This window comes from Litoribaculum gwangyangense (assembly GCF_039543505.1).
GTDB classification, from domain to species: domain Bacteria; phylum Bacteroidota; class Bacteroidia; order Flavobacteriales; family Flavobacteriaceae; genus Litoribaculum; species Litoribaculum gwangyangense.
Genome location: NZ_BAABJW010000005.1, coordinates 25864 through 48525, shown reverse-complemented (window position 1 = coordinate 48525; position 22662 = coordinate 25864). Strand labels below are relative to the sequence as shown.

Below are 22662 nucleotides of genomic sequence, written 5' to 3'. Positions count from 1 at the left end.
AAGTAAATTATTGCTTCGGGATTTTTAATTAACTTAATATGAAAATAAAAATATTAAACAGTTGCTTTTATAGCTGCCTGTGCAGAAACTAATCTGGCAATTGGCACTCTATAAGGCGAGCAACTCACATAATCCATTCCTACATTGTAACAAAACTCAACTGAACTTGGCTCACCTCCATGTTCTCCGCAAATACCAACTTTTAAATTGGGTTTTACACTTCTACCACGTTCTGTTCCCATTTTTACTAACTGTCCAACTCCTTCTTGGTCTAGAACTTCAAAAGGATCTACCTTGAGAATTCCCTTCTCAATGTAAATTGGAAGAAATTTACCAGCATCGTCACGTGAATAACCAAAAGTCATTTGTGTTAAATCATTGGTTCCAAAAGAAAAGAAGTCGGCACGTTCAGCTATTTTATCGGCCATCAAAACTGCTCTAGGAACTTCAATCATGGTACCAACCAAAAACTCTATAGTATCATTTCGTTCCTCAAAAATTTTATTGGCGGTTGTTCTAATAATGTTTTCCTGAACTTCAAATTCCTTAACTGTACCAACCAAAGGCACCATGATTTCGGGTTTACAAATAATGCCTTTCTCTTTTAGATTTAGAGCTGCTTCAATAATGGCCCTGGTTTGCATTTCGGTAATTTCAGGATACGTATTACCCAATCTACAACCTCTGTGACCCAACATCGGGTTGAACTCTTCCAACTCAGCTACTTTATTTTTAACGGCTTGCAAAGAAATATGCATATCTTCAGCTAGTTCTTTTTGAGTCGCTAATTGATGTGGCACAAATTCATGTAATGGTGGATCTAAAAGACGAATAGTAACCGATTGCCCTTGCATGGCCTCAAAAATGCCCTCAAAGTCAGAGCGCTGCATAGGCAATAATTCTAGTAATGCTTGTTTTCTGCCTTTCACAGTATCTGCCAAAATCATTTCACGCATCGCTTTAATTCTGTCCACTTCAAAAAACATATGTTCGGTTCTGGTTAGTCCAATACCTTGTGCACCAAAATTACGTGCTATTTTAGCGTCCTTGGGCGTATCTGCATTGGTACGAACTTTCATAATTGCGTATTTATCTGAAAGTTTCATGATTTCAGCAAACTCACCACTTAACTCAGGTTCAACCGTTTCCACTTTTCCTTCAATAATATTACCTGTAGAACCGTTGAGAGAAATCCAATCACCTTCATGGTATACATGGTCTCCCACAGTCAAGGTTCTGGTTTTATAATTGATTTTTAAAGCTCCGGCTCCAGATATACAACATTTACCCATACCACGAGCCACTACGGCAGCGTGCGACGTCATACCACCTCGAGCCGTTAAAATTCCTTTGGCTATGTTCATCCCTTCTAAATCCTCAGGAGACGTTTCTATTCTAACCAGAATACTATTTTTAAATTTTGAGGCTTCATCAGCGAAAAAAACTATTTTTCCAGTTGCTGCTCCAGGAGATGCAGGTAAACCTTGTGCAATTACATGAGCTCGCTTTAAAGCTTTAGGGTTGAATACGGGATGTAATAATTCGTCTAATTTATTGGGTTCAATTCTTAGTATGGCTTCTTTTTCATCTATCATTCCTTCATCTAATAAATCCATGGCTATTTTAACCATGGCTGCTCCTGTACGTTTACCATTACGGGTTTGTAAAATCCATAGTTTTCCATCTTGAATAGTGAATTCCATATCTTGCATATCTTTATAATGCGTTTCTAGAATTCTTTGATAGGAGTCGAGTTCTTTAAAAATAGTGGGCATTAATTCTTCCAAGGAAGGATAATTCGTCTTTCTATCTCCTTCTTCAATTTGAGCTAGTTCTGCCCAACGTTGAGAGCCCAATTTGGTAATTTGCTGTGGCGTTCTAACTCCTGCCACCACATCTTCACCTTGTGCATTAATCAAATATTCGCCGTTAAATACATTTTCGCCAGTACCGGCATCACGAGTAAAACAAACCCCAGTTCCAGAATTAGTTCCCATATTCCCATAAACCATAGCTTGCACATTTACTGCGGTTCCCCAATCGGCAGGATACCCATGCATGTTTCTATAATACACGGCTCTATCTCCATTCCAGCTATTAAAAACGGCAATCACAGCACCCCAAAGTTGTTCCCATGGGTCGGTTGGAAAACTATGCCCTGTTTGTTTTTTTACGGCATCTTTAAAATCATAAACGAGGTCTTTTAAATCTTGTATGGTGAATTCAGTATCTAATTTAATACCTCTTTTATCTTTTAGATGCTCCATAATTTCTTCAAAAGGGTCTATATCCTCTTTGGAAGCTGGTTTCATGCCTAAAACAACCCCGCCATACATTTGAATAAAACGTCTATAAGAATCCCAGGCAAACTGTTCATTGTTCGTTTTTTTTGCTAAACCTATTACCACTTCATCATTGAGTCCTAGGTTTAAAACAGTATCCATCATTCCTGGCATGGATACCCTTGCTCCAGAACGCACAGAAACCAACAACGGGTTTTCTATATCACCAAATTTACTACCCATTAATTTTTCAATATTAGCAATAGATTCTTCTACTTCTTCTTTAATCATAGCTACCACAGTCTCTTGTCCTAATAAATTATACTCGGTACAAACCTCGGTTGTAATAGTAAATCCTGGAGGTACTGGTATTCCAATAGCACTCATTTCTGCTAAATTGGCTCCTTTACCTCCTAAAAGGTTTTTCATTTTGCTATTCCCATCGGCAACTTTGTTGCCAAATTTGTAAACTCTTGTTTTAATATCTTCTAAAATTTCCATAATACTGTATTTATGTGTAATTATGATGTGAAATTAGTTAGCATTAAGTGTAATTTCAATGACTTATATCATATAATTTTAGGTTTTATAGTTATTTTGTAATTAACATATTCTCAAAAAACTATTGGTGTAAATAATAAAATGGCTCTTTTTTCCTAACATATTTGAAAATCCTATTTAATTTCATACTTTGCAAACTAGATTTTATAGACAAAAGAATGACAGAAATAAAAAGACTTTTTGACTTTGCATATTACCAATTGGAGAAATTGCCTAACGAAGCTGCTCTAGTGACAAAATATAACGGTGAATGGGTTAAAACTTCTACACAAGAATATTTAGATAAAGCTAATTCCATAAGTAGAGCTTTATTAAAACTAGGGGTGAAAAAGAATGATAAGATAGCTGTTATTTCTTCAACAAATAGAACCGAATGGAATATTATGGATATAGGGGTATTGCAAATAGGTGCTCAAAATATCCCCATTTATCCTACTATTTGTGCTGAAGATTATGAATATGTCCTTAATCATAGCGAGTCAATATATTGTTTTGTTTCGGATGAAGAAGTGCTTGAAAAGGTCAATAAAGTTAAAGCCAATACTAAGCTACGAGAAGTTTATTCATTCGACCAAATAAAAGATTGCAAACACTATTCTGAGTTATTTGAATTGGGAAAGGATATAAGTAATCAAAATGATGTTGAAGCAAGAAAAAAGGATGTTAAGCCATCCGATCTAGCCACCATCATTTATACCTCAGGGACCACCGGAAAACCAAAAGGTGTCATGCTATCGCACTGGAATATTACCAGTAATGTCTTAGATAGTTTCCCCAGAGTGCCATTAAAAGGCAGTAATACCAGAGTTCTTAGTTTTTTACCCATTTGCCATATTTTCGAGCGTGTATTAATTTATGTTTACCAATACGCTGGCACATCCATTTATTTCGCTGAAGGGATTGATAAAATTGGTGATAATGCCAAAGAGATTAAACCCAATTTAATGAGTGTAGTCCCCAGGCTTTTAGAAAAAGTTTATGATAAAATCATGGCAAAAGCTGAAGATTTATCTGGCATTAAAAAAATGTTATTTCATTGGGCTGTAAGTCTAGGAGAAAAGTGGGAACCTTATAAACAAAATGGTGCTTGGTATGAATTTAAATTAAGCATAGCTAGAAAACTTATTTTTAGTAAATGGCAAGCTGCCCTTGGTGGTGAATTATACACCATGGTATCGGGAAGCGCCCCTTTGCAACCTCGATTGACTAGGATTTTTTGTGCTTCTGGTATGCATGTAATGGAAGGTTATGGCTTAACTGAAACCTCTCCTGTGGTATCTGTAGGCTTGTATAAAAATAAAATGTTTAAAGTTGGTACCGTTGGAAAGCCCATTGATAATGTAGAAGTGAAAATTGCAGAAGATGGTGAAATTCTTATCAAAGGACCTAATGTTATGCTCGGCTATTATAAGGATGCCGAAAAAACGGCCGAAGTAATGACAGGTGATTATTTTCATACTGGTGATAAAGGTGAAATTGATAAGGATGGATTTCTAAAAATAACAGGTCGTAAAAAAGAAATGTTTAAAACTTCTGGAGGCAAATATGTAATCCCTACACTCCTCGAAAACGAATTAAAACAATCCCGTTTTATTGAGCAAGTGATGGTAATAGGTGAAGGTGAAAAAATGCCAGCAGCTTTAATACAGCCTAATTTTGATTTTATAAAAGAATGGATACAAAGAAAAAAACTTTCCGTTGGATCATCTTTTGACGATATAGCTAACTCACAAATCATCCAATCAAGAATCCAAAAAGAAGTGGACAAATGCAATGCGAAATTTGGTAAATGGGAGCAGATCAAACAATTTGAATTGACACCAGAAATTTGGTCAATAGACGCAGGACATCTTACGCCTACCATGAAGATGAAAAGAGATGTTATTAAGGAAAAATATCATCAACTTGTAGAGAAAATATACAGAGGTTAATACCACTATATAATTTTACTATTCCTAAAAAAATATTAAGTCTTTATATTTTAGTATAATACATTAATAATTTCATAATTTTTTAATACATTTAGTATCAACTAACTAAATTAAAATTAAAAATATGAAAACAAAAAATTTCTTAATTTCGGGTATTGTAGGGGGTATTGTAGATTTCCTTCTAGGATGGTTATTTTATGGTCTTATATTTAAAGACACGTTTCCTCAACCAGAAGAAAGTTCGGAAACCATGCTGTTTATATTTTTGGGTTGCATAACATTTGGGTTATTTATGTCTTACATCTTTACGCAATGGGCTCAAATATCTACGGCATCTACTGGGGCAAAAGCCGGAGCCATTATTGGCTTGTTTGTTGGTCTTTTTTATAACTTTTTTAATTTGGCAATGAGCAGTGATGCAACCATGCAATTGGCTGCGCTAGATGTAGCCATAGGCCTTGTAATGGGAGCTATAATTGGAGCAGTGATAGGTATGGTTAATGGTAAATTGGGGTAATATCAGATACATTTTCAAACAATAACTTAACACCTCTTCAATAGAGGTGTTTTTTTTGGTCTTATTTTTATTATATTTATTATGCGTGCATAATAAATTTTACTATATTTGGTCTCACCAATCAAATTTTATGAAAGATAAAACCATCGATTACATATTGAGAACGACGTGGCTAACGGTTCAAAAAATGTATAACGAGGAAGCTGCCAAATTTGAAAGTACGATGGCCACAGGCTTTACTTTACTAAGTATAGATCCTGAAAAAGGAACACCATCAACTGCTTTGGGACCAAAAATGGGAATGGAAGCTACCAGTCTTTCCAGAATTTTAAAGACAATGGAAACTAGAGGCTTAATAGAAAGACATCCTAATCCTGAGGATGGTAGAGGTGTCATTATTACGTTAACCGAATTTGGTAGAGAAAAAAGAGCTTACTCAAAAGAAAAAGTGCTCACCTTTAATGAAGCCATCAAAAGTCAGGTTTCAGGAGAAAAATTAAAACACTTTTATGAAGTTTCAGAAATCATAAATGATATGGTTTCTAACAAAAAAATATACAATCAAACAGATAGTAGTTTAACATAACATGAGCAAACGAAGAATTAAAAAAGTAGCCATTATAGGTTCTGGAATAATGGGAAGCGGCATTGCATGTCACTTCGCAAATATTGGAGTAGATGTTTTGTTATTGGATATCATCCCCAAAGAACCCAATGAAGCTGAAAAAGCTAAAGGTTTGACTTTAGATGATAAAGCCGTAAGAAACAGATTGGTAAACGATGCACTTACAACCTCGCTAAAATCGAAACCCTCACCTATTTATCATCAAAATTTTGCTGATAGAATTACCACAGGAAATCTTGAAGACGATATATCCAAAGTTGCCAATGTAGACTGGATTATGGAGGTGGTAGTTGAGCGCTTGGATATTAAAAAACAAGTTTTTGAGAAACTAGAAAAATATAGAACCCCTGGTACGTTAATAACCAGTAATACTTCTGGGATTCCTATTAAATTTATGAGTGAAGGCAGAAGCGAAGATTTCCAAAAACATTTCTGTGGCACCCATTTTTTCAACCCTGCGCGTTACTTAAGGTTATTTGAAATTATACCTGGACCTAAAACAGATGCTTCTGTTTTGGAGTTTTTAAATGGCTATGGCGAACAATTCCTCGGAAAAACATCCGTGGTTGCAAAAGATACCCCCGCATTTATTGGAAATAGAATTGGGATTTTTAGCATCATGAGTTTGTTTCACACGGTTAAAGAAATGGATCTGACCATTGAAGAAGTTGATAAACTTACTGGCCCAGTAATTGGTCGTCCAAAATCGGCAACTTTTAGGACTGTTGATGTTGTTGGTTTAGACACCCTTGTTCACGTAGCTAATGGTATAGCAGAGAATTGTAAAGACGATGAACGTTTAGAACTTTTCAAACTTCCAGATTTTATCAATACCATGATGGAAAACAAATGGTTAGGAAGTAAAACAGGACAAGGTTTTTATAAAAAAGAAGGAAAAGATATCAAATCGTTGGATTTGAATACTTTAGAATACCGTGATAAAAAATCGGCCAAGTTTGCCACCCTAGAATTAACAAAATCTATTGACAAAGTTGCAGACCGCTTTAAAGTGTTGGTGTCAGGAAAAGATAAAGCTGGTGAGTTTTATAGAAAAAGTTTTGCGGCTTTATTCGCTTATGTATCCAACCGGATACCTGAAATATCTGATGAGCTATATAAAATTGATGATGCCATGAAAGCAGGATTTGGTTGGGAACATGGCCCATTCCAAATATGGGATGCCATTGGTGTTGAAAAAGGTTTAGAGTTGATTAAAGCTGAAAAACTAGAAGTTGCAGCTTGGGTTAATGACATGTTATCTTCAGGTAATAAATCATTTTATACTATAATAAATGGTGGAACCCATGCTTATGATATTTCTAAAAAATCTCATGAAAAAGTGCCTGGTCAAGATTCATTTATCATACTAGATAACATAAGAAAATCAAACGAAGTTTGGAAAAACTCAGGCGTCGTTATTGAAGATTTAGGTGACGGTATTTTAAATTGTGAGTTCCAATCTAAAATGAATACCATTGGTGGTGATGTTTTAGCAGGCCTTAATAAAGCGGTTGATTTAGCTGAGAAAGACTTCGAAGGTTTAGTTATAGGAAATCAAGGTGCTAACTTCTCAGTAGGAGCCAACATAGGTATGATTTTCATGATGGCCGTTGAACAAGAATATGACGAATTAAATGCCGCTATTAAATATTTCCAAGATACCATGATGCGTATGCGTTATTCAGCAATCCCTACAGTGTCTGCGCCTCATGGAATGACCCTTGGTGGTGGCTGTGAACTCTCTATGCATGCCGATAAAGTGGTTGCAGCAGCCGAAACTTACATCGGTTTGGTTGAATTTGGAGTTGGTGTTATTCCTGGCGGTGGTGGTTCCAAAGAAATGGCTTTAAGAGCATCCGATACATTTAAAAAAGGAGATGTAGAATTAAATACATTGCAAGAATATTTTCTAACTATTGGTATGGCTAAAGTTGCTACCTCGGCTTATGAAGCTTTTGATTTGGGTGTGCTTCAAAAAGGAAAAGATATTATTGTGGTTAATAAAGACAGACAGATTGCTACTGCAAAAGCACACGCAAAATTAATGGCACAAGCAGGATATACGCAACCTGTTAAGCGTAAAGACGTTAAAGTTCTGGGCAAACAAGCGTTGGGTATGTTCTTAGTTGGAACTGATTCCATGGAAGCTGCCAATTATATAAGTGAACATGACCACAAAATAGCTAACAAACTAGCATATGTGATGGCTGGAGGTGATTTATCGGAACCAACCCTAGTAAGCGAGCAATATTTATTGGATTTAGAACGTGAAGCTTTCTTGAGTTTATGTACCGAACGTAAAACTCTGGAACGTATTCAACATATGTTGAAAACTGGCAAACCATTAAGAAATTAAGAAAATGAAACAAGCATATATAGTAAAAGCATATAGAACCGCTGTTGGTAAAGCTCCAAAAGGCGTATTTCGCTTTAAACGAGCTGATGAATTGGGTGCGGAAACCATCCAGTACATGATGAAAGAATTACCAAATTTAGATGTTAAGAGAATTGACGATGTTATTGTTGGCAATGCGATGCCCGAGGGGTCGCAAGGCCTAAATATGGCTCGATTTATTTCATTAATTGGGTTAAATAGTATTGATGTACCCGGTGTTACTGTAAATCGATTTTGTTCTTCTGGAATTGAAACCATTGGAATTGCTACCGCTAAAATCCAATCAGGAATGGCTGATTGCATCATTGCTGGTGGGGCAGAAAGTATGAGTGCAGTGCCGATGACAGGTTTTAAACCAGAATTGAATTATGATATCGTAAAAGCTGGTCATGAAGATTATTATTGGGGCATGGGAAATACTGCTGAAGCTGTTGCAAACCAATTCAAAGTATCACGTGAAGATCAAGACGAATTTGCCTATTACTCGCATATGAAAGCTTTAAAAGCACAGGCTGAAAACCGTTTTAAAGACCAAATCGTGCCTATTGAAGTTGAGCAAACCTATATCGATTCAAACGGGAAAAAAGCGACAAAAAAATATACCGTAACTAAAGATGAAGGACCTCGAGCTGGAACAAGTATGGAAGCGCTTTCAAAATTGCGCCCTGTTTTTGCTCAAGGAGGAAGTGTTACGGCTGGAAACTCATCACAAATGAGTGATGGTGCTGCATTTGTTTTAATTATGAGTGAAGACATGGTAAAAGAACTTAATTTGGAACCCATAGCACGCCTTATTAATTATGCAGCAGTAGGTGTCGAGCCACGCATTATGGGTATTGGTCCTGTTAAGGCCATTCCAAAAGCACTAAAACAAGCTGGACTTCAACAAAAAGATTTGGAGTTAATTGAACTTAATGAAGCCTTTGCTTCACAGTCCATCGCAGTTATAAGAGAATTAAACCTAAACCCAGATATTGTCAATGTAAACGGTGGTGCCATAGCATTGGGGCATCCTCTCGGATGTACTGGCGCAAAACTATCCGTTCAATTGTTTGATGAAATGCGTAAACGTAACATGAAAGGTAAATATGGAGCTGTAACTATGTGTGTTGGTACCGGACAAGGAGCATGTGGTATTTTCGAGTTTTTAAATTAAATAAGATAAAAAGAATAAAATAATGGAAGCAACAGAAAAAGATATTTTACGTGGTGGTCAATTTTTAGTAAAAGAAATTGATTGTGAAGATATTTTCACTCCAGAAGATTTTAATGAAGAACAGCTTATGATGAAAGAAGCTGTTACCGAATTCGTTGATAGAGAAATTTGGCCTAAAAAAGCGCAATTTGAAAAGAAAGATTACGCTTTGACTGAGGACGTTATGCGTAAAGCTGGTGAACTAGGTTTTTTAGGTATTTCTGTGCCTGAAGCATACGGTGGTATGGGTATGGGTTTTGTAGATACCATGTTGGTATGTGATTATATATCTGGTGCTACCGGGTCTTTTAGTACTGCTTTTGGAGCTCATACCGGAATTGGCACGATGCCTATTACACTTTATGGCACTGAAGAACAAAAACAAAAATACGTTCCAAAATTAGCTTCTGGAGAATGGTTTGGTTCTTACTGTTTAACAGAACCTAGTGCTGGTAGCGACGCGAATTCGGGTAAAACCAAAGCGGTTTTATCAGAAGACGGCAAATCATACAAAATTACTGGGCAGAAAATGTGGATTTCCAATGCGGGCTTTTGTAGCTTAATGATTGTTTTTGCACGCATTGAAAATGACAAGAATATCACTGGTTTTATAGTGGAATACGACCCAAATAACCCTAACGGAATTACAATGGGTGAAGAAGAACACAAATTAGGAATTCGAGCCTCTTCAACACGCCAAGTATTCTTTAATGAAACTGTGGTTCCTGTAGAAAACATGCTTTCAACCAGAGGAAACGGGTTTAAAATTGCTATGAATGCCTTAAACGTTGGCAGAATAAAATTAGCTGCAGCTTGTTTAGATGCACAGCGTAGAACTATTTCAGTATCTGTTAAATATGCTAACGAGCGTATTCAATTTAAAACCCCGATTTCAAGTTTCGGTGCCATTCGCCAAAAAATTGCTGAAATGGCAACCAATTGTTGGGTTGGTGAAACGGCCTGTTACAGAGCAGCTAAAAATATTGAAGATCGTATTACTCTTCGTCAAAACAATGGCAAAGACACACACCAGGAAGCAGAATTGAAAAGTGTTGAAGAGTATGCCATTGAATGCTCTATTTTAAAAGTAGCGGTTTCTGAACATACCCAAAGATGTACCGATGAAGGTATTCAAATTTTTGGTGGTATGGGATTCTCAGAAGAAACCCCCATTGAATCGGCTTGGAGAGATGCCCGTATTGCAAGAATTTACGAGGGAACAAACGAAATCAACAGAATGCTAAGTATTGGAATGCTTATTAAAAAAGCTATGAAAGGTCATGTTGATTTACTTGGTCCAGCGACTGCTGTTGCCAATGAATTAACTGGTATTCCCTCATTCGATACCCCTGATCATTCAGAATTATTTTCAGAAGAAAAAAGTATCATTGTGAATTTGAAGAAACTTTTCTTGATGGTTTCTGGTGCTGCTTTACAGAAATACGGTGAAGAAATAGAAAAGCACCAACAATTGATGTTAGCAGCTTCCGATATTTTAATTCAGATTTATTTAGCCGAATCTGCTATTTTACGTGCAGAAAAAATGGCTAAAAAAGAAGGCCAAGAAAAAGTAAAAGAACAAATAGCCATGGCTAAATTAAACTTATTCCATGCTATTGATGTTATTGAAACTGCTGGAAAACATTCTATTATTTCATTTTCTACAGGTGATGAACAACGTATGATGCTCATGGGCTTAAAACGTTATATTAAATATGTTAATATGCCTAATATTATAGAATTAAGAAACATTATTGCCCAAAAGGTGATTAAAGAAAACAAGTACTGCTTTTAATTTAAAGTAGTAATTTTTAAAGTGACTAACTCAATTTTTAAAAACGCTTCGAAATAAATTTCGAGGCGTTTTTTATTTTCAGTATTTTTAGAAAAAAATTAAAACATGAAAAATATATTTTTAATAATTATTCTACTTTCTACTTCTTCAATTTTTTCACAAAAAGACCAGCAACTTTATGATATTATTGATGCTGTTTCCGCTAAAAGAATAGAAAAAGACATTCAAACTTTAGTAGACTTCGGAACGAGAAACACCTTTAGCGATACGCTCTCTGATACAAGGGGTATTGGTGCAGCAAGGCGCTGGATTAAATCGGAATTTGAAACCATCTCAAAAAATTGTGATAATTGTTTAGATGTTTTTTATCAAAAAGATTTTGTAACCAAGGAAGGGAATAGTCGTGTACCGCATGATGCTTGGGTAGTAAATGTAGTGGCCATTCAAAAAGGTACAACATACCCAAACCGCTATATTATAATGAGTGGGGATATTGATTCAAGAAATAGTGATGGCTCTGATTTTACAAAAGATGCACCAGGTGCCAACGATAATGCTTCTGGAATGGCTGGAACTATAGAGGCCGCTAGGGTACTTTCAAAATATACATTCGAAAATAGTATCATTTACGTAGGCTTATCTGGTGAAGAACAAGGTTTATTTGGTGGTGCTGGATTAGCAAAATACGCCAAAGATAAAGGTTGGGATATCATTGGTGTCCTTAATAACGATATGATTGGAAATATTTCAGGCGTTGATGGTGTTGTAGACAACAGAAGCTTTAGGATTTTCTCTGAACCTGTTCCTCCAACAGAAACTGAAAGAGAAATGAGGATGCGACGCTTTTATGGTGGTGAAGTTGACGGAATTTCGCGTCAATTAGCGCGTTACGTGCATAAAAATGTAAAAACATACATGCCAGAAATGAATCCTATGATGATTTATAGATTGGATAGATTTGGACGTGGTGGACATCATCGCCCCTTTAACGATTTAGGTTTTGCTGGTATCAGAATTATGGAAGCCCACGAAAATTATACGCAGCAACACCAAGATATCCGTGAAGAAAATGGCATTAAATACGGTGATGTCATTGAACATGTAAACTTTGGTTACACAAAAAAATTAACCGCTGTAAATGCTATCAATTTGGCCAGTTTAGCATCTGCCCCACCGGCTCCAAAAACTGTCGGCATTGGTGGGATTGTAGAAGCCTCGGCTAAATTCAAATGGGATAAAGTTGATGGCGCTAAAGGTTATAAAATATATTGGCGAGATACCACCTCACCTACTTGGGACTATTCAAGATATGTTGGCGATATTACAGAATTTACCCTAGATGGAATAGTTATTGATAATTTCTTTTTTGGTGTAGCTTCAGTTGGCAAAAATGGTTTTGAAAGTATGGTGGTTTTTCCCAATAAAATAATGAGATAACTAAAAATGACAAAAAAGCTATTACTACTCGTTTTATTTATTGCAAAATTATCAATAAATGCCCAAGACGTGATTTATGAAAAATCTAAATTCACCCATCAAGACACCCTGCGAGGAAGCATCACTCCAGAACGTGCATGGTGGGATTTAACCTATTACCATCTAGATATAAAGGTTGATCCAGAGGAAAAATTCATTTCTGGCAAAAACACTATTCAATACAAAGTTTTAGAGAGTAACTCGCTAATGCAAATTGATTTACAAGCACCTTTAAAAATTACGGCAATTATTCAAAATGGTGATTCGTTGGATGTTAAACATGATGGTAATGCCCATTTCATTACCTTAAAAAATGTTCAAAATATTGGTAGTATTCAAAGTTTAGATGTCTTTTATGAAGGGAAGCCCCGAGAAGCTGTAAGCGCACCATGGGATGGTGGCATATCTTGGAAAAAAGATAACAATGGTAATCATTTTATAGCATCATCCTGTCAAGGTTTGGGGGCTAGCGTTTGGTGGCCTTGTAAAGACCATATGTATGATGAAGTAGATAGTATGCTCATTAGTGTAAACGTACCTTCAAAATTAATAGATGTATCTAACGGAAGACTTAGAAAGGTAGAGCAAATTGGCGATACAAAAACCTATCATTGGTTTGTGGGTAATCCCATAAACAACTATGGTGTCAATATCAATATTGGTGATTATGTAAACTTTTCTGAGGTATATGATGGCATGGCAGGAAATCTTGATATGGATTATTATGTATTGAAAGACAACCTTGAAAAAGCGAAAGACCATTTTAAAGATGCACCAAAAATGATGAAAGCCTTTGAACATTGGTTTGGTCAATATCCTTTTTACAAAGATGGCTTTAAATTGGTTGAAGTGCCTTATTTAGGCATGGAACACCAAAGCTCTGTTACTTACGGTAACCAGTATAAACAAGGATATTTGGGTACTGATTTATCGGGAACTGGTTGGGGATTAAAGTTCGATTTTATTATAATCCACGAATCAGGACATGAATGGTTTGCCAACAACATAACGAATAAAGATGCAGCTGATATGTGGATTCATGAAGGGTTTACGGCTTACTCAGAAAATTTGTTTTTAGATTATTATTACGGAAAAGAAGCTTCTGCAGATTATGTAATAGGAACCCGAAAAAACATAAAAAATGACCGACCCCTCATTGGACCTTATGGTGTAAATAAAGAAGGTTCTGGAGATATGTATTACAAAGGCGCCAATATGCTGCATACCCTTCGACAGCTTATAGAAGACGATGAAAAATGGCGACAAATTTTACGAAAAATGAATGTTGAATTTTATCATCAAACAGTTACCTCTAAACAAATTGAAGAGTATCTTAGTAAAGAAACGAGAATTGATTTGACTGAATTTTTTAATCAATATCTACGAACCACAAAAATTCCTACTTTAGAATATAAAATTGACAAAAAACAGCTAAAATATAGGTGGACCAATATTGTTGAAAAATTCGATATGCCAGTTCAAGTTAAAATTGGAGATAGTGACCAATGGCTTTTCCCAAAATCTGAATGGCAAACAATGGAAATACCTTCTAATAACATCTCTATTATAATTGATAGAGATTTTTATGTGGAAACCAAAGCGCTATAGTTTTGTCTGATTTAGAGGAATACTATTTTAAAACTGATAACGAGTGGCGAAACTGGTTGCACAACAATCATGCCTCCTCAAAAGGTGTTTATTTGATTTTCTTTAAAGTTGATCATGAAAACGATAGTATGCGTTGGGAGGAAGCTGTTAAAGTTGCTCTTTTCTATGGTTGGATAGACTCTACCGTTAAAAGTTTGGGTGATGGGAAACGTCGTCAATACTTTACACCAAGAAATCATAAAAGTGTTTGGAGTGCACTCAATAAAAGATATATTGAAGAATTACTTACTGAAAATTTAATGCATGAAAGTGGATTAAAAATTATTGAGGTTGCCAAACAAAACGGTAGCTGGACGGCATTGGACGATGTTGAAAATGGTATTATACCTGAAGATTTGCAAAAGGAATTTGACCACAACCTTGAAGCCTTCAAAAACTACCAAAATTTTGCGCCTTCTTACCGCAAAAGCTATCTCTACTGGCTAAACCAAGCCAAACGCAAAGCAACAAGACATAAACGTATTGAAGAAATTATTGAATTATGCGCTAAAAACATTAAAAGTAGAAGTGATGGGTAACCACTAATACATTAACTTTTTTATATTATCCATATAGCCTCTGCTAACACGAACCATATCACCATTTTGCATCGTAATATCGTAACTTTTGGTGTATTTATTTAGTTCCTTGACTTTATTTAAGTTAATGATTGATGAACGATGGACTCTAATAAAAATAGACTCGTTTAACTTTTCTTCAAGAGTAGAAATACCATAATTGCTTAAAAAAGTATCATTTGTAGTTATTAATTTCGAATAATCGCCGTAAGCTTCAATGCGGATAACATCTTCAACAGATATGGTCACTAATTTATTATGTTTTTGAACCAAAATTCGTTCAGGGTATTTGGATGATTCAATAAGTAAACTTTCTGCTAGAGGTCTTGCTTTGTTGATTTCTGAAGATTTTGATAAACGCTCTACAGCTACTTTAAATCTATCTTTTGTATACGGTTTTAATAAATAATCTACAGCATGCACCTCGAATGCTTTTAAAGCGTATTGATCATAAGCTGTTGAGAAAATTATTTGTGGTAATTCTTCTAAATGTGTTAACACGTCAAATCCTGTCATTCCTGGCATTTGAATATCCAAAAACACCAAATCGGGTTTAAATTCATTAATTATTTTTACAGCATCAACGCCGTTATTGGCTTCTCCTAAAAGAATTAAATCTTTAAAATCTTCAAGATATTCCTTTATTAATTTTCGGCCTGCGGCTTCGTCATCAATAATAATCACTTTCCTCATAGTTCAAAGCTGATTTTTAATCCCTGAGGTTGGTTATCACTTAATTTTAAAGTGCTTTGATACATTTTTTCAAGTCGTAAACGGGTGTTAGTCAATCCAATACCTTTATCAAAAATAGATTCTTTGTTTTTAATACCAACACCACTATCTGATATTACAAAGGCCAATTTCCCCTCTTTCTTATGAATTGAAATAGAAATTTTTCCTCCATCAATTAAAGAAGACAATCCATGTTTAACTGAATTTTCAACCAGTGGTTGTAATAACATAGGTGGCACCATTTCATTTAAAATATCTTGGTCCACATCCATATTAATTTCTAATCGTTCTTGAAAACGTTCTTTTTCTAAATCAAGATACTTTTTAACAAAATCCAGTTCCTCTTTTAAAGGCACCAATTCCACTTGGGAAGCTTTCAATTGATATCGAAATAAATCGGATAATTCAGCAATCATATGACGCGTTTTTTCATTTTCTGGAGGTACCGAGGCGCTGATTGTATTAAAAATATTGTATAGAAAATGTGGATTTAATTGTGCTTTAATAGCAGATAATTCACTTTTTAAAGCAGCATTACGAAGTTCTCCTTCTAATTTAATTTTCTTTTGATTCTCCTTAAAGTATCGATATGCAAAAAAACATCCAAACTGAAACATCATAAACAGGGTAGGAATATACCAATCCCAAATTCCAGATTTGCCCTCTAAATGCCATTCGCCCAAATTTTCTAATAATGAATACCTAATCTCCCTAACAAAATAAACTACTACAGGAATTAATAGAATTACAGTACCTATTTGAATCCATTTTTTTTGATTTTTTAAAAGTTTAATACCGATTAACCAAATAAATATGGATGCAAAAAAATAAAAAACATATTGCATACCAGATCTCGCCCAATAGTCTTCTAAATTCAACCATCCAAATAATCCACTTTTTTCATAGCCGTTTCCAAGATACCACAAAACTATGCTGTAGATAATCGAAAAGAACACATAAAATAAAACTACAATTAAGATGTCTCGTTTAGTTATTTTTTTCATAAAGATTTATAATAAGGAATAAAGATAAAATATCTGGGCGCATTTAAAAACCGAAAAAAGACGAGTGAACCCATACAGCGACGAATTGTCCATTCCAATTCGTCGCTTGATAGTCCAACTCATCAGATTGGGCGTGTACATTATTTACATTCGTCTCATATTTGTACTGTGACAAAATAAATCATGCTATGAAAACTATTTTCACTTTTATTATTCTCTTTACCATCAATCAGTCTTATTCGCAATATAGTATTAGCGGAAAAGTATTAGATTCTGAACAAACCTCTGTAAATGCCGCAGTAGTTTCTTTATTAACTTTTGAAAAAGGGTCGTTTGTAAAAGCCGCTATCACGAATGAATTTGGATTTTTCAGCATTCCAAATTTAGATAATGGGGACTATAAGCTTTTCATAACATATCTGGGTTCTAAAGACTATACCTCTACTAAAATTACCATTGAAAACAGCAATAAAACATTAGCCACTATAGTACTTGTTGATGAGGCAGAGTCGTTAGCTGAAGTTACCGTAGTAGCTGAGAAACCTCTGGTACAAGTGTTGGCAGATAAAACAGTTTTCAATGTTCAAAACTCTATAGGTGTTGCTGGCGATTCTGGTTTTGAACTTCTCCGAAAAGCACCAGGTGTTCTTATCGATAATACCGATAACATCATTGTTGAGGGAAAAGCGGGTGTTTTAGTTTATATTGACGATAAACCTTCTATTCTTCGTGGTCAAGATTTAGTAAATTATTTAAAAACCATACAAGCCACAGATATTGATTCGGTTGAAATCATTACACAACCCTCTTCAAAATTCGATGCCGAAGGAAATGCTGGTATTATCAATATTAAATTTAAGCGTGATAAAAGTTTGGGCACCAACGGAAGTTTAGCTTCTGGCGTTACTATTGGGGATTTTGCGCGATATAACAATTCGGTGTCATTCAATAACCGAAATAAAAAAACCAGTTTATATGGATCGTTTAGTAACCGTTTTGGAGAAAGTACCGGTTTTATGAATCTTGATAGAACTCAAAATAATACCCGTTTTGACGCACGAACTAAAACTGTTTATGACCAGAATAATAATAACATCCGTTTAGGTTTTGATTATTATGCGAATACTAAATCAACTTTCGGACTCATTATAAGTGGAAATTTTAGTGATAATGAAAATTTAAGTAATTCCAGAACACCCATTATTCCCCAAGACAATTCATCACCTAACGAAGTTTTGGTAGCAAGTAGCAACTCTAATTCCAAAACATCAAACCTATATAGTAATCTTAACTATAGACTAAAATTAGAAAACAAAACAACGTTGAATATAGATTTAGATTTTGGACGCTATAATCAAGACAGAACCAATTTACAACCCAACCAATATTTTAATGGTGATGAGTCGCAAATAATTAGTGAATCGATAAACTTTATGCAAACCCCAATAAATATTGATATTGTGACCGCTAAAGTAGATTATGAACAAGACTTTTTAAAAGGAAAACTGGCGTTAGGCGTTAAATATTCTAAAATTGGTACAGATAATCAATTTGACTTTTACGATAGAATTAATGGCGAAGACATCATCAATCAGAATAGAACTAATACCTTTAATTATGATGAAAATATTAATGCAGCTTATTTTAATTTCAATAGGGCCTACGAAAAATTTAATTTTCAATTAGGCTTACGAGTAGAACAAACCAATTCTGATGGTATTTTAACAAGCCTTCAAGCATCACAAAACAATCGTGTAAAACGAAATTATACCGATTGGTTTCCAAGTGGTGGCATTACTTATCAATTAAATCAAAAAAACTCCTTTGCGTTAACCTATAGCAAACGGGTTCAACGTCCAAACTATCAAAGTTTAAACCCATTCGAATACCAAATAGATGAACTGTCTTTTAGTAAAGGAAATCCTTTTCTTCAGCCCCAATACACCGATAATTTAAAATTCTCACATACCTATAATTATCGTTTTAGTACCTCTTTAAGTTATAGTTTTATTGAGGATTTTTCAGCACAAGTTACAGAGGCTGTCGGGAGTAACCAAAATTTTTTAAGTCCAAGAAATGTGGCCAATCAAAAAACCATAAATCTGGGAATCTCCTATCCTACAAGCTTTAACAAATGGTGGAGTATCTATCTTAGTTTAAATGCTTATAGAAGTATTTACGAAGCCACCAATGATGATTTTTTATCTACCAAACAAAATACGGCAAGTTTGTATGCACAAAATACGTTTAAAATAACAAAAAGTTTTAGTGCTGAAGTATCAGGTTGGTACAGTTCGCCATCTGTTTGGGGTGGCACCTATCAAACCAAAAGTTTAGGGTCGTTAAACATCGCGTTTCAAAAAAAGTTTTTGGATGATAAGCTGAATGCTAGACTCGGCTTTAATGATATTTTATTTACATCACCATGGCGAGGATTTACCCAATTTGGTAGTTTAAGGATTGATGGCAATGGTGGTAACGATAGTAGACAAGTACAATTTAATTTGACATTTAACTTTGGAAGCAATGAGGTTAAAAAAGCTAGAAATAGAGAAACAGGAATTGAAGACGAAAAAAATAGAATCTAAAATTAATTATAAACAAAAATTATTATGGAAACACAAGTAAAAGTAACTCTGTTTATTTTGATTGTAATGACATTATCAATTCAATCTCAAAACACGTATTTAAAAATTACTGAAGACGATAAAATATCTGTAAGTTATCCACCTGGAACAAAATTTGAACTTAAAGATAATCTTGGGTATATTATTTTAAAAGAAAGCGACACAGAACTAGTGTATAAAATCGATTCTGATTACACACTTGAAGTTTTCCCGACGTACAAAAAAGATAAAGACGTTTACAATTTAACAAACGGTAAAATTGAATTAGTATCTAATGCAGACTATATGAATGCCATAAAACATAAAAAAGGAGCTTACCAGTCTTATGGTGTTTCTTTAGATAAAGCATCATACATGGATTCGACCGTGAAAAAAGGAGAAACCAATACCGTTTTAGAATTTAGCAATGGTGTAGTATTTAAATATACCGATGGAAATGTATCTGCAATATGGAATGATGAAGAGGTTGAAGTAAAGGGTAAATACTTAATTTATTCGGATGCTGGTGTTGTAAAAATAAGTTACAATCCTAAAAACAAAGAGATGTGGTGGACATATGAGCCTAATGAGAAATAAAAAAAGGGAAGCCATCGCTTCCCTTTTCTGTTTATATACCACTTATAAAACTGCCATATGGGTCTTTAAATTGAATACCTTGGGAGAACCGGTACTTACTCAATAATTTATATTCTGATAAGGCCCACAACACAAACTCCTTAACAAAGTAACTATCTTGTTTAGATAAGTTTGGTTGGTGTTTTCCTAATAAATCATCAAGGGGTGAAATGGCATCTAATACATTTTTATATTCTTTATCTCTTAGATCATCCAATAATTCAAATCCATCCTTCTGGTTAAAAAACCAAGAAACAATATCATCATAAGGGCTTTCATCTTCTTGCTTTTTGAGCTTCTCTATTTTTGGAAAAAATTCCACAAACAAACTCTTAACCGCTTCCCCAATTAAATTGTAAGCAACCACGGCAGCACCTTCTTGTTCGCCCTCGTAAACCAATTCCACCTTTCCTGTAATGGATGGAATAATACCTGTGAAATCTGATAATCTTAAGGTAGTCTGCACATCACCAGCAATTAACGAACGTCTTTCAGCAGTACTTAATAAATTTTCTAAAGCAGTAATTGCTAATCGGGCACTCACCCCACTTTTAGCATCAATATACTCACTTTCTCTGGCTTCAAAAACAATTTGTTCCAGCAAGTCTCTAGCTAAATCTGGTACAATCACTGTTGTTTTTTGAGATTCTACTACTCTGGCCTCTTGTTCAGTGATTTTTCTAGCGGTTTCAATATCCTCAGGATAGTGTGTTAGAATTTGACTTCCTATTCTATCTTTTAAAGGTGTTACAATACTTCCCCTATTGGTATAATCTTCAGGATTTGCCGTAAATAAAAACTGAATATCTAAAGGTAACCGCAACTTAAATCCTCTTATTTGAATATCCCCTTCTTGAAGAATATTGAACAAAGCCACTTGAATTCTAGCCTGCAGATCTGGCAACTCATTGATTACAAAAATACAACGGTTTGCACGGGGAATCATCCCATAATGAATGACTCTGTCATCAGCATAACTCAATTTTAAATTGGCTGCTTTAATAGGGTCTACATCCCCTATAATATCGGCCACTGTCACATCAGGTGTTGCCAATTTTTCAGCAAATCGTTCACTGCTATGTAGCCAAGTTATTGGGGTATTATCGCCTTTTTCTTTTATTAATTCTTTAGCATATCTCGAAATAGGATGTAAAGGATCGTCATTAATCTCAGAACCTTCAACAACGGGTATATATTCATCTAACAAATTCAGCATTAAACGTGCTAACCGAGTTTTTGCTTGACCTCGCAACCCTAATAAATTGATATTGTGTCTAGATAAAATAGCCCGTTCCAACTCTGGAATAACGGTGTTTTCATAACCGTGAACGCCCTCAAAAGTAGTTTCCTTATTTTTTATTTTCTCAATTAAATTATCACGAAGTTCATCTTTAATAGATTTACTTATATATCCTGATTTATTTAATTCACCTAAAGTTTTTATGTTTTCTATCTTCATTTTTTTGTCTTGATTCTTGATTCTTGGTTCTTGAATCTTTTTTTATCCTCTAATTCTTTTCTTTCTGTTTGTTTCGTAATCTTCAAAAATCATTTCACCCAAGCCTTTTAATCCTGTATAAAACGCTTTTCCTTGGTTGGCATAAGTAAACTCTCTAACAAATTGCATCAAATACGGGTCTTGAGCAATCATAAACGTTGTGATGGGTATATGCAAACGTCGCGCTTGTTGCGCCATCATATAACACTTATTCATAATAGTTGGATTTAAGCCCACACTATCCTTAAAATACTCGCCATTTGCTAAACGCAAGCAACTTGGTTTACCATCGGTTATCATGAATATTTGCTTGTTGGTATTTCGTTTTCTCCGAAGTAAATCCATCGCCAATTCCAATCCAGCAACGGTATTGGTATGATAAGGGCCCACTTTTAAATAAGGTAAATCCTTAATTTCTATTTGCCAGGCATCATTCCCAAAAACCAAAATATCAAGAGTATCCTTTGGATAGCGTGTTGTAATTAGTTCAGCCAAAGCCATAGCCACTTTTTTAGCTGGTGTAATTCTATCTTCACCATATAAAATCATACTGTGACTGATATCAATCATTAACACCGTGCTCATTTGCGATTTATGAAGCGTTTCTTCTACAACCAAATCATCTTCCGATAAGGTAAAATCTGAAATGCCATGATTTATTTGAGCATTCTTCAAACTCTCTGTCATGGAAACCTTGTCTAAAGCATCGCCAAATTGATAGTTTCTAAAATCACCTGTATGCTCATCACCTATTCCAGGACTTTTACTTTTATGGTTTCCTTGCCCACTGCGTTTTATTTTTCCGAATATCTGGTCTAAAGCCTGCTGACGAATAGCGCGTTCAGTTTTTGCCGTAATGGCCATTCCTCCATTACCATCGTTGTCAATTTCTTCTCTTATGTAGCCTTTCTTTTTAAGGTCTTCAATGAAATCTTCAATACTATATTCTGGAGTTGTGAGGTTATATTCCTTATCCAATTCACGTAACCAATCAATGGCTTCATCAAAATCACCAGAAGTATGCGTAATTAATTCCTTGAAGATATCAAAAAGTTTATCAAAAGGAGATTGATTAGGTGCTTCATAGGTTTTAAATACAAAGCCTTTTCTGTGAGATTTATTTTTTATCATAGCTCTATAAAAATACTATATTTTTATACAACTAGCCTCTGAAAACAATTAGA

16 protein-coding genes are annotated in these 22662 nt (G+C 34.8%); 11 read left to right on the top strand and 5 right to left on the bottom strand.

Going from position 1 to position 22662, the window contains the following annotated elements; translation table 11 throughout:
- Positions 1-53: 53 nt before the first annotated feature.
- The gene (gene ppdK, locus ABD963_RS13885; RefSeq protein ID WP_345277817.1) at positions 54-2783 is read right to left on the bottom strand and encodes a pyruvate, phosphate dikinase; all 2730 of its coding nucleotides are present in this window, start codon (positions 2781-2783) and stop codon (positions 54-56) included.
- 218 nt (positions 2784-3001) lie between these two features.
- Between ppdK and ABD963_RS13880 the strand changes: the two genes are divergently transcribed.
- The 9 genes from ABD963_RS13880 to ABD963_RS13840 all read left to right on the top strand — a co-directional run bounded on the left by ABD963_RS13880 (position 3002) and on the right by ABD963_RS13840 (position 14963).
- The gene (locus ABD963_RS13880; RefSeq protein ID WP_345277816.1) at positions 3002-4774 is read left to right on the top strand and encodes an AMP-dependent synthetase/ligase; all 1773 of its coding nucleotides are present in this window, start codon (positions 3002-3004) and stop codon (positions 4772-4774) included.
- A 124-nt stretch (positions 4775-4898) separates the two neighbouring features.
- On the top strand, positions 4899-5291 hold the full coding sequence (locus ABD963_RS13875; RefSeq protein ID WP_345277814.1) for a DUF1761 domain-containing protein: 393 nt from the start codon (positions 4899-4901) through the stop codon (positions 5289-5291).
- A gap of 130 nt (positions 5292-5421) precedes the next feature.
- Complete coding sequence (locus tag ABD963_RS13870; protein WP_345277812.1) at positions 5422-5877, top strand: MarR family winged helix-turn-helix transcriptional regulator; 456 nt, start codon at positions 5422-5424, stop codon at positions 5875-5877.
- Between the two features lies 1 nt (position 5878).
- Positions 5879-8272: a 3-hydroxyacyl-CoA dehydrogenase/enoyl-CoA hydratase family protein gene (locus ABD963_RS13865; RefSeq protein ID WP_345277810.1), complete on the top strand. Its 2394-nt coding sequence runs from the start codon at positions 5879-5881 to the stop codon at positions 8270-8272.
- A 4-nt stretch (positions 8273-8276) separates the two neighbouring features.
- Entirely contained in the window at positions 8277-9467 is a 1191-nt protein-coding gene (locus tag ABD963_RS13860) for an acetyl-CoA C-acyltransferase (protein ID WP_345277808.1), read from the top strand.
- 22 nt (positions 9468-9489) lie between these two features.
- Positions 9490-11301: an acyl-CoA dehydrogenase family protein gene (locus ABD963_RS13855; RefSeq protein WP_345277806.1), complete on the top strand. Its 1812-nt coding sequence runs from the start codon at positions 9490-9492 to the stop codon at positions 11299-11301.
- A 105-nt stretch (positions 11302-11406) separates the two neighbouring features.
- Positions 11407-12738, top strand: coding sequence for a M28 family peptidase (locus ABD963_RS13850; RefSeq protein ID WP_345277804.1), 1332 nt, complete (start codon positions 11407-11409; stop codon positions 12736-12738).
- 6 nt (positions 12739-12744) lie between these two features.
- On the top strand, positions 12745-14385 hold the full coding sequence (locus ABD963_RS13845; protein ID WP_345277802.1) for a M1 family metallopeptidase: 1641 nt from the start codon (positions 12745-12747) through the stop codon (positions 14383-14385).
- A gap of 2 nt (positions 14386-14387) precedes the next feature.
- Positions 14388-14963: a YdeI/OmpD-associated family protein gene (locus tag ABD963_RS13840; RefSeq protein WP_345277800.1), complete on the top strand. Its 576-nt coding sequence runs from the start codon at positions 14388-14390 to the stop codon at positions 14961-14963.
- Positions 14964-14966: 3 nt separating this feature from the next.
- On the opposite strand, the gene ABD963_RS13835 is transcribed toward ABD963_RS13840, so the two are convergent.
- Together ABD963_RS13835 and ABD963_RS13830 are read right to left on the bottom strand one after the other, a co-directional pair.
- Entirely contained in the window at positions 14967-15695 is a 729-nt protein-coding gene (locus ABD963_RS13835) for a LytR/AlgR family response regulator transcription factor (protein ID WP_345277798.1), read from the bottom strand.
- Positions 15692-16738: a sensor histidine kinase gene (locus ABD963_RS13830; protein ID WP_345277797.1), complete on the bottom strand. Its 1047-nt coding sequence runs from the start codon at positions 16736-16738 to the stop codon at positions 15692-15694. The genes ABD963_RS13835 and ABD963_RS13830 overlap by 4 nt, the downstream gene beginning before the upstream one ends.
- A gap of 188 nt (positions 16739-16926) precedes the next feature.
- Between ABD963_RS13830 and ABD963_RS13825 the strand changes: the two genes are divergently transcribed.
- Together ABD963_RS13825 and ABD963_RS13820 are read left to right on the top strand one after the other, a co-directional pair.
- Positions 16927-19326 carry a TonB-dependent receptor domain-containing protein gene (locus ABD963_RS13825; protein WP_345277795.1) on the top strand — a complete coding sequence of 800 codons (2400 nt, stop codon included), beginning with the start codon at positions 16927-16929 and terminating at the stop codon, positions 19324-19326.
- A 24-nt stretch (positions 19327-19350) separates the two neighbouring features.
- Positions 19351-19941, top strand: a complete 591-nt coding sequence (locus ABD963_RS13820) for a hypothetical protein (protein ID WP_345277793.1) — start codon at positions 19351-19353, stop codon at positions 19939-19941.
- Between the two features lie 31 nt (positions 19942-19972).
- Here the strand turns inward: ABD963_RS13820 and ABD963_RS13815 are convergent, their stop codons facing one another.
- Complete coding sequence (locus ABD963_RS13815) at positions 19973-21439, bottom strand: MoxR family ATPase (protein WP_345277791.1); 1467 nt, start codon at positions 21437-21439, stop codon at positions 19973-19975.
- 42 nt (positions 21440-21481) lie between these two features.
- The gene (locus ABD963_RS13810; protein ID WP_345277789.1) at positions 21482-22609 is read right to left on the bottom strand and encodes a vWA domain-containing protein; all 1128 of its coding nucleotides are present in this window, start codon (positions 22607-22609) and stop codon (positions 21482-21484) included.
- Positions 22610-22662: the final 53 nt, after the last annotated feature.

What these genes read in the sequence shown, in the direction of transcription:
- ppdK (WP_345277817.1), bottom strand. Translation starts at nt 2,783, where the DNA reads ATGGAAATTTTAGAAGATATTAAAACAAGAGTTTACAAATTTGGCAAC.
- ABD963_RS13880 (WP_345277816.1), top strand. Translation starts at nt 3,002, where the DNA reads ATGACAGAAATAAAAAGACTTTTTGACTTTGCATATTACCAATTGGAG.
- ABD963_RS13875 (WP_345277814.1), top strand. Translation starts at nt 4,899, where the DNA reads ATGAAAACAAAAAATTTCTTAATTTCGGGTATTGTAGGGGGTATTGTA.
- ABD963_RS13870 (WP_345277812.1), top strand. Translation starts at nt 5,422, where the DNA reads ATGAAAGATAAAACCATCGATTACATATTGAGAACGACGTGGCTAACG.
- ABD963_RS13865 (WP_345277810.1), top strand. Translation starts at nt 5,879, where the DNA reads ATGAGCAAACGAAGAATTAAAAAAGTAGCCATTATAGGTTCTGGAATA.
- ABD963_RS13860 (WP_345277808.1), top strand. Translation starts at nt 8,277, where the DNA reads ATGAAACAAGCATATATAGTAAAAGCATATAGAACCGCTGTTGGTAAA.
- ABD963_RS13855 (WP_345277806.1), top strand. Translation starts at nt 9,490, where the DNA reads ATGGAAGCAACAGAAAAAGATATTTTACGTGGTGGTCAATTTTTAGTA.
- ABD963_RS13850 (WP_345277804.1), top strand. Translation starts at nt 11,407, where the DNA reads ATGAAAAATATATTTTTAATAATTATTCTACTTTCTACTTCTTCAATT.
- ABD963_RS13845 (WP_345277802.1), top strand. Translation starts at nt 12,745, where the DNA reads ATGACAAAAAAGCTATTACTACTCGTTTTATTTATTGCAAAATTATCA.
- ABD963_RS13835 (WP_345277798.1), bottom strand. Translation starts at nt 15,695, where the DNA reads ATGAGGAAAGTGATTATTATTGATGACGAAGCCGCAGGCCGAAAATTA.
- ABD963_RS13830 (WP_345277797.1), bottom strand. Translation starts at nt 16,738, where the DNA reads ATGAAAAAAATAACTAAACGAGACATCTTAATTGTAGTTTTATTTTAT.
- ABD963_RS13825 (WP_345277795.1), top strand. Translation starts at nt 16,927, where the DNA reads ATGAAAACTATTTTCACTTTTATTATTCTCTTTACCATCAATCAGTCT.
- ABD963_RS13820 (WP_345277793.1), top strand. Translation starts at nt 19,351, where the DNA reads ATGGAAACACAAGTAAAAGTAACTCTGTTTATTTTGATTGTAATGACA.
- ABD963_RS13815 (WP_345277791.1), bottom strand. Translation starts at nt 21,439, where the DNA reads ATGAAGATAGAAAACATAAAAACTTTAGGTGAATTAAATAAATCAGGA.
- ABD963_RS13810 (WP_345277789.1), bottom strand. Translation starts at nt 22,609, where the DNA reads ATGATAAAAAATAAATCTCACAGAAAAGGCTTTGTATTTAAAACCTAT.